This is a genomic window from Nostoc sp. ChiQUE02 (genome assembly GCF_034531305.2).
In the GTDB taxonomy this organism is placed as follows: Bacteria; Cyanobacteriota; Cyanobacteriia; order Cyanobacteriales; family Nostocaceae; genus Nostoc.
On the sequence record NZ_JAVRBN020000035.1, the window covers coordinates 68,702 to 75,256 of the forward strand.

Sequence of the window (6,555 nt, forward strand, 5' to 3'; positions counted from 1 at the left end):
GCTGTTATTCTACACTTGACATAAAGCATTGTGAGTGCAAAACGTCTGCCAGAAACCATTGCCCATGTCAGAATTACTCGCCAATCCTGGCAACACGGCTTCCTTGAAGGGGAAGTGAGTGCGGGTGAGTTTGAGTGGCATTTCCAGTGGCATTTTCGCCGGGGAGAACTTGCTGTCAAGCCTTCCCAAGGCCGCGCCTTAATCAAAGAACCGCTCGGTCGATTTTTGGAGCAACAAGATTATCAGCTAGAGCCTGGAGGAGATTATGCTTTTACTATTCGGGCGGAACTCTAGGAGTTATGAGTTGTGAGTTATGAGTTATGAGTTATGAGTTGTGAGTTAGGAGTTGTGAAGATATTGATTCCTAACTCTTCACTCTTCACTCTTCACTGCTGACTCAGTGAGGCGATTTAAGTATCTTTCGATTAAGAGGATGGCAACAATGTCATCTATCGGTCTTGGTGGCTGTCGCAGACCCTGTGGCAATAGCTTTATTAGCCCTTTGGGCGGGAACATTTGCCAATATCGATCGCGTGCTTCTAAGGTTGTGTAGCGCTCATCCACTAAAATAATACTCAGCGGTTCTGTCAATTCCTGATATAATTTTTCTCTCCACTGCTTGGCTGTAGTTTGGTCTCCCATGACCATCAAAGAGATCGGAAACCTTTTACGCAGTGTCTCAATGGTAGCGATCGCTTCTTTTGCTAGCACGACCTGATGATAATACAGTTGCCGATCCAGTCCCATCACCGCTAAACCACACTTATCTCGACCTGGATCAAACCCCAAGATGACTGGTTGGGTTGGTGAAAATTCACGGAAATTCATAATAAATTCAAAATTAAAAATTAGAAATGTACCCTTACAGGGATCTTGCTACGCGTAGCGCCTGTCTGCGACACGCTACGCGAACGTAGAGAATAAATGCAATTACAGCAACTATTTTGGCTGCTGTTCAATATGTTTAAATCTTACTAATAACAGTGTGCAAATAATTTTTTAAGTACTAAAAATAATTTGTCCGTTGACTATTGCCACTAATTTTACTCTCAATGGCCCGGCTGTATAAGTGTCCTCTGCTGCGATCGCTTTGATCTCCAATGGTTGATTGTACTGTCTTAATTGGGTGATAAAGCGTAAAAAAGTCCCTTCTACTTGCACATTTTCGACAATTCCGGCGTTACGGGCACGAAATTGGGAAGCAGAAATCAGCAGTTCCAGCCGTTGCTGTAACTGATAAGATGTCATGGTTTTGGAATCGGTAGTAGTTGTAGCCAGCACTGCGCCTCCCGAAAAAACCAGTTGATTGCGAGCTGTATCGGCGAAAAATTCTATCTGCTTTTCTCCCCTGACGTAATTACCAGCCGAGAAAATTCGCACCACATATTCTTGACCATCGCTAATCTGCTTACTCAATTGCTCAACCCTCTCCTGGGTCACGCGTAGTAGCTCTGCATTTGCAGGATTTGCACCAGGCTCGCTTAATTCGAGGTTGGCGTTGCGATTGGCTTCTTGTAAAAGTTGTATCACTGCCTGGCGAGCAGCAGCAGGTTGGTTAACACGAACTACATCAGCAGACAGAACTTGCCCGCGAACTAAGGCTAGTTTACCCAGGCGCAGGTCGCGGTAGGACTGATAATATTTTTCCAGCCTTGCAACTTCCAGTTCTAATTGCTCCTGTTGTGCTTCCAATTCTTTGAGGCGCGATTCCCGTTTGGCAATCACTTGCTCTCGCGCTGCAACTTCTACATTACGCTTTTGAATTAGTTGATCCAGTTGGGAAATTTTTTGATCGCGCTGTTCTATGGCTTCTTGGCGGTTAGCAAGTTCGCGATCGCGTTTTTCAATAGCTGTTTTGGCTTCGTCAATGGCTGTTTTTGCTTCAGCGTACAGTCGTTGACGTTCTGTTTTCAGTAGTTCAACTGCCGCCTGTAGCTCTTTTCTTTGATTGTAAACGCTTTGCAATTCAGCTATGGCTTTTTGGTATCGAGTTACAACTTGTTCTAGCTGACCTTGAGTACGTTGGAGTTGAGCTTGAGTTTGGGCTTGTTGACTAATGGTGCGATTCAACTGAGCTTGTGTTTGGCGTTGTTTGGCATTCGCCGCCTGCAAAGATTGATTAATTACCTGCAAGTCTTGTTGTGCTTTTGCTTGGGCAATTCTTGCTTGGTTTAGCTCACTTTCTACCTGACTTTTCTGAGTTTCTGCGGTTTTTAGCTGTTCCCGCTTCTGCCTGAGGTCTGTTTGAATATCCTCTAACTCAAAGACTCCTTTTCGCAAGCCTTCGTCAGCAGCGAATAAAATCCCTAGAGTTGATGCTGAAATCAAACCACCCGTAAAAATAGTTACTAGTACAGCAGTGTTTTTCGGACGAAGCTTAAAAAGTGAGAGGCGGGCTTTGCCAACTCGTGTGCCGATGCGATCGCCCACGGTGGCAATGACGCCTCCCAGAATTAAAATTGCTGCGATGAGGATGTATCCGGTGGTCATCTTTAGCTACCGAAATCCTTCCAGATACAGCCTACTACTTTTAACCATTGTCTGGAAAGAAGTGGAAATTGGCAATAGCTGAAATTACTCAATTTTAGATTTACCTCTAGCTATTAGTGTCATTTTTCAAAATACAACACGCGCCGATTCCCCTTTCTCCAATTGCTTTTATGTGAACTGCCTACTTAAGGTAACAGGTTTATGCACAGTAATTTTCTTTTTGTGGATAGAAATCATCTTTTTCTCACGCAAATCCCCTAGTAGCCTAGTAACAGTAACACGAGTTGAACCAATTGCTTCTGCGATCGCTTGATGAGATAACTTCAGATCGATAGTGATCCCATCTGCACAAGGAACCCCAAAATCCCGACAAAGAATTAGCAAAAAACTCACCAACCTAGAACCCATATCTCGGTGAGCGAGAGTTTCAATCATCATCTCCGTTTGTAAAATCCGCGAAGACAGACCTCGCAGCATTAACATTGATAATTCTGGATTTTCCTTGAGTGCTTGCTCGACTTGTTCAATTGGTGCTGACAGTAATTCCACAGGGGTAAATGCAACCGCATGGTAAAACCTATCCGACTTATTTCCTGTCAGCAATGACAATACACCAAAAACACTATTTTCCCGCAGCAGCGCTACCGTTATTTCCTCTCCTGCCTCGTACACCCTGGAAAGTTTAACAGCACCTTTCAAAAGAAAATAAACTCGTTCGGCAGGATCGCCAGGAAAAAAGATCGTTTTATTGCGTTCAAACGTTTCCACAACTGGCGGAAACGCCCCGGTCGCCATCTGACGAAATACATTTGCTAGGGCTTTATCTTGTGTCACGATCATCTCCCTTCCCCTACCCAATGCCGGAAAAACAAAAACTGATTACCTAAGAATACACCTGAAAAATGAATAAAGCACCGTCAACCTTTCTGTACTTTCCTATACTCAAATTAATCTCTTCATAACTCTTTGTTTATAATGATACATAATTGTTGATCCTTTCAGCTACTAATTGTTGATAAGTAGTTCCAATAGCTGTATTAAAAAGGGTTTTTTAAAGAACAAATAAAGATATCTTGAGAAAATCTTTAGGAAAAATCAAGATTTTTGTCACAGCAAACACTCTTAGCAATATTCATTTTTGCAAATCCTGTGTAAAACAAAGACAAAACGTGCCTCAGATTCTAGTATGCTCCTAATGATCGATCGCATTAACAATTTCTATGCTGAATCTGACTGGAAAAAATGCTCTTGTTACAGGTATTGCCAATAACCGCTCGATCGCCTGGGGCATCGCTCAACAGTTGCACAAAGCTGGAGCAAACCTGGGTATTACCTACCTGCCGGATGAACGCGGCAAGATGGAGAAAAAAGTTGCGGAGTTGGTAGAACCACTCAACCCCAGCTTATTTCTTCCGTGTAATGTCCAAGATGACGAACAGATTCAATCTACCTTTGAAACAATCCGCGATCAGTGGGGAAAGATAGATATCCTCATCCATTGTCTGGCATTTGCTAGCAAAGACGATTTGAGTGGAGATTTTAGCCAAACCTCTCGTTCTGGCTTCAACACCGCCTTAGAAATCAGTACCTACTCGCTGGTGCAGTTAAGTGGTGCAGCTAAACCTTTGATGACGGAGGGAGGTAGTATCGTCACGCTGACATATTTAGGCGGTGTCAGAGCAATTCCTAACTACAACGTTATGGGAGTTGCCAAGGCAGGGTTAGAAATGAGTGTGCGTTACCTAGCCGCTGAACTAGGTCCGCAAAATATCCGCGTGAATGCCATCTCCGCAGGCCCCATCCGCACCTTGGCATCTTCAGCAGTGGGTGGAATTTTGGATATGATTCATCATGTAGAAGAAGTAGCTCCCTTACGACGCACTGTGACTCAGCTAGAAGTGGGCAACGCTGCGGCTTTCTTGTGTAGTGATTTGTCCAGTGGCATTACCGGACAAGTTCTATATGTAGATGCAGGATATGAAATTATGGGAATGTGACGCGATAAAGTTATGAGTTATGAGTGAGGAGTTATGAATTTTTAACTTTTCACTCCTAACTTCTAACTCTTTCTATTCCCTATGCAAACAACCAATCGCCAAGTTAATTCCTCAAACTACGACCAGTCAACTAAAACTCCTCGAATTGCTACCGTTCATCGCACCACTGGTGAAACCGATGTGCAAGTTACCATCAACCTGGATGGTAGAGGAACTTGCAAAGTAGCCACAGGTGTTCCGTTTTTGGATCATATGCTGCATCAAATTGCCTCCCACGGGTTGATTGACCTAGATATTCAAGCCAAGGGAGACTGGGAAATTGATGACCACCACACTAACGAGGATGTGGGCATTACCTTAGGGCAAGCTTTGAACCAAGCACTAGGTGACAAAAAAGGTATTATCCGCTTTGGTAATTTCCTCGCACCATTGGATGAAGCCTTAGTTCAGGTAGCATTAGACTTTTCCGGACGCCCTCACCTCAGTTACGGCCTACAAATTCCTACCCAGCGTGTAGGAACCTATGACACCCAACTGGTACGCGAATTCTTTGTGGCGGTGGTGAACCATAGCCAAATGACATTGCACATTCGGCAACTGGATGGTATTAATTCTCATCACATCATTGAGGCAACATTTAAGGCTTTTGCGAGAGCAACGCGGATGGCGGTAGAAATTGACCCCCGTCGTGCTGGGGTGATTCCTAGTTCTAAAGGCGTTTTGTAAAGCTAGCCAGAGTTACCTAGCAAGGGTGAACTTATGGTGTTAATTTACTGACTTTGTTCGCGATAATTGACACGCCAGGTAGCGATGGTTATTATCAGCCTACTAGGTAACTTGTAATTACTATCAAGCTGTTAATTGAACCGAGATGAAGTCTGTTGCAGATGACCCTAATTCTCAACTTAATACGACAGACACTCCGCCAGTAGTCCTAACTTCTGAGTTGCGAAAAGTCTATCGCACTGGTTTTTGGCTAAATCAAAAAATCGTATCTCTCAAAAACTGTTCTTTAACAGTTTACAAAGGAGAAACTTTTGGGTTGCTGGGGCCAAACGGTGCTGGTAAAACCACCCTTTTAAAATTATTGCTGGGAATTATTAGTCCCACCTCTGGGCGGGGATTATTATTGGGTAAGCCAATAGGCGATCGCAGTGTTAAGCAACATATCGGCTATCTGCCGGAAAATCCCTATTTGTATGACTATCTCACTGGCTGGGAGTTTTTGCAGCTAGCCGCTGGGCTATTCCAAATACCCAAAAGTGTCCAATGCCAACGCATTCCCCAACTGCTGGACTTAGTGGGTTTATCGCAAGCCGATGCTCGTAAAAAGCTCCTGCGTCGCTACTCTAAAGGAATGCTACAGCGTGTTGGCATGGCACAGGCGCTAATTAACGAGCCAGATTTGGTTTTCCTGGATGAACCAATGTCTGGTCTTGATCCGGTGGGACGCTACCAAATGCGGGAAATTATCCTGGCGCTAAAAGCCGCTGGTAAGACGATTTTTTTCAACAGCCACGTTCTTAGTGAAGTAGAACAGATTTGCGATCGCATTGCCATCCTCGCTCAAAGTGAACTAATTTGCTCTGGTTCCCTTAATGAACTCTTAGGCGGAAAAAACACATATCACGTCAAAGGTCAAGGTGGTGACTGGGAAATTCTCAAAAAATGGATACCCACTCTCATATTTGAACCTGATGGTTCCTGGCACGGTACACTACAAGATGATTACTATGATTTTCTTGCCAGTCTTCGTCTTATGGAGGGTAAAATTATTGCGATGAACTTGTCGCGTCACTCCCTAGAAGAATTTTTTATTCAACAAATTCAAAGAAAAAATAACTCGCTTAATTAGTCTTGTTGCCAAATAGGAAATTGTGGGTCAGCTTGAAGAATAAAATTCCAAACTTCTAGCTTTTTGAGTTATATTTGCTCAACCCAACCCACAAAAAATAAAATTCCAACCTCTTTTTAAGACTATTTGTATTTATGGTTCTTCAGTACCTGTTATGCTAAATTATTAGTTAAACATAAAAATTTGGCTTAAAAAATAAGGTTAAAAGCCAAA

At 43.4% G+C, this 6,555-nt stretch carries 7 protein-coding genes; 4 read left to right on the forward strand and 3 right to left on the reverse strand.

Annotated elements, in window-relative coordinates; all coding sequences use genetic code 11:
• The first annotated feature begins 30 nt into the window (after positions 1-30).
• On the forward strand, positions 31-294 hold the full coding sequence (locus RM347_RS27255; protein ID WP_069070640.1) for a DUF3146 family protein: 264 nt from the start codon (positions 31-33) through the stop codon (positions 292-294).
• A gap of 78 nt (positions 295-372) precedes the next feature.
• Here the strand turns inward: RM347_RS27255 and RM347_RS27260 are convergent, their stop codons facing one another.
• The 3 genes from RM347_RS27260 to ntcA form a co-directional block, all read right to left on the reverse strand.
• Complete coding sequence (locus tag RM347_RS27260) at positions 373-828, reverse strand: Holliday junction resolvase RuvX (protein ID WP_322719711.1); 456 nt, start codon at positions 826-828, stop codon at positions 373-375.
• Between the two features lie 171 nt (positions 829-999).
• Complete coding sequence (locus RM347_RS27265; RefSeq protein ID WP_322719710.1) at positions 1,000-2,490, reverse strand: DUF3084 domain-containing protein; 1,491 nt, start codon at positions 2,488-2,490, stop codon at positions 1,000-1,002.
• Between the two features lie 168 nt (positions 2,491-2,658).
• The gene (gene ntcA, locus RM347_RS27270; protein ID WP_010998529.1) at positions 2,659-3,330 is read right to left on the reverse strand and encodes a global nitrogen regulator NtcA; all 672 of its coding nucleotides are present in this window, start codon (positions 3,328-3,330) and stop codon (positions 2,659-2,661) included.
• Positions 3,331-3,710: 380 nt separating this feature from the next.
• On the opposite strand from ntcA, the gene fabI reads away from it, so the two are divergent.
• From fabI to RM347_RS27285, 3 genes are all read left to right on the forward strand, one after another.
• Entirely contained in the window at positions 3,711-4,487 is a 777-nt protein-coding gene (fabI, locus tag RM347_RS27275; RefSeq protein WP_322719709.1) for an enoyl-ACP reductase FabI, read from the forward strand.
• An 81-nt stretch (positions 4,488-4,568) separates the two neighbouring features.
• Positions 4,569-5,213: an imidazoleglycerol-phosphate dehydratase HisB gene (gene hisB, locus RM347_RS27280; RefSeq protein WP_322719708.1), complete on the forward strand. Its 645-nt coding sequence runs from the start codon at positions 4,569-4,571 to the stop codon at positions 5,211-5,213.
• A 145-nt stretch (positions 5,214-5,358) separates the two neighbouring features.
• Positions 5,359-6,342: an ABC transporter ATP-binding protein gene (locus RM347_RS27285; protein ID WP_322719707.1), complete on the forward strand. Its 984-nt coding sequence runs from the start codon at positions 5,359-5,361 to the stop codon at positions 6,340-6,342.
• The last annotated feature ends 213 nt before the right edge of the window (positions 6,343-6,555 follow it).

What these genes read in the sequence shown, in the direction of transcription:
- RM347_RS27260 (WP_322719711.1), bottom strand. Translation starts at nt 828, where the DNA reads ATGAATTTCCGTGAATTTTCACCAACCCAACCAGTCATCTTGGGGTTT.
- RM347_RS27265 (WP_322719710.1), bottom strand. Translation starts at nt 2,490, where the DNA reads ATGACCACCGGATACATCCTCATCGCAGCAATTTTAATTCTGGGAGGC.
- ntcA (WP_010998529.1), bottom strand. Translation starts at nt 3,330, where the DNA reads ATGATCGTGACACAAGATAAAGCCCTAGCAAATGTATTTCGTCAGATG.
- fabI (WP_322719709.1), top strand. Translation starts at nt 3,711, where the DNA reads ATGCTGAATCTGACTGGAAAAAATGCTCTTGTTACAGGTATTGCCAAT.
- hisB (WP_322719708.1), top strand. Translation starts at nt 4,569, where the DNA reads ATGCAAACAACCAATCGCCAAGTTAATTCCTCAAACTACGACCAGTCA.
- RM347_RS27285 (WP_322719707.1), top strand. Translation starts at nt 5,359, where the DNA reads ATGAAGTCTGTTGCAGATGACCCTAATTCTCAACTTAATACGACAGAC.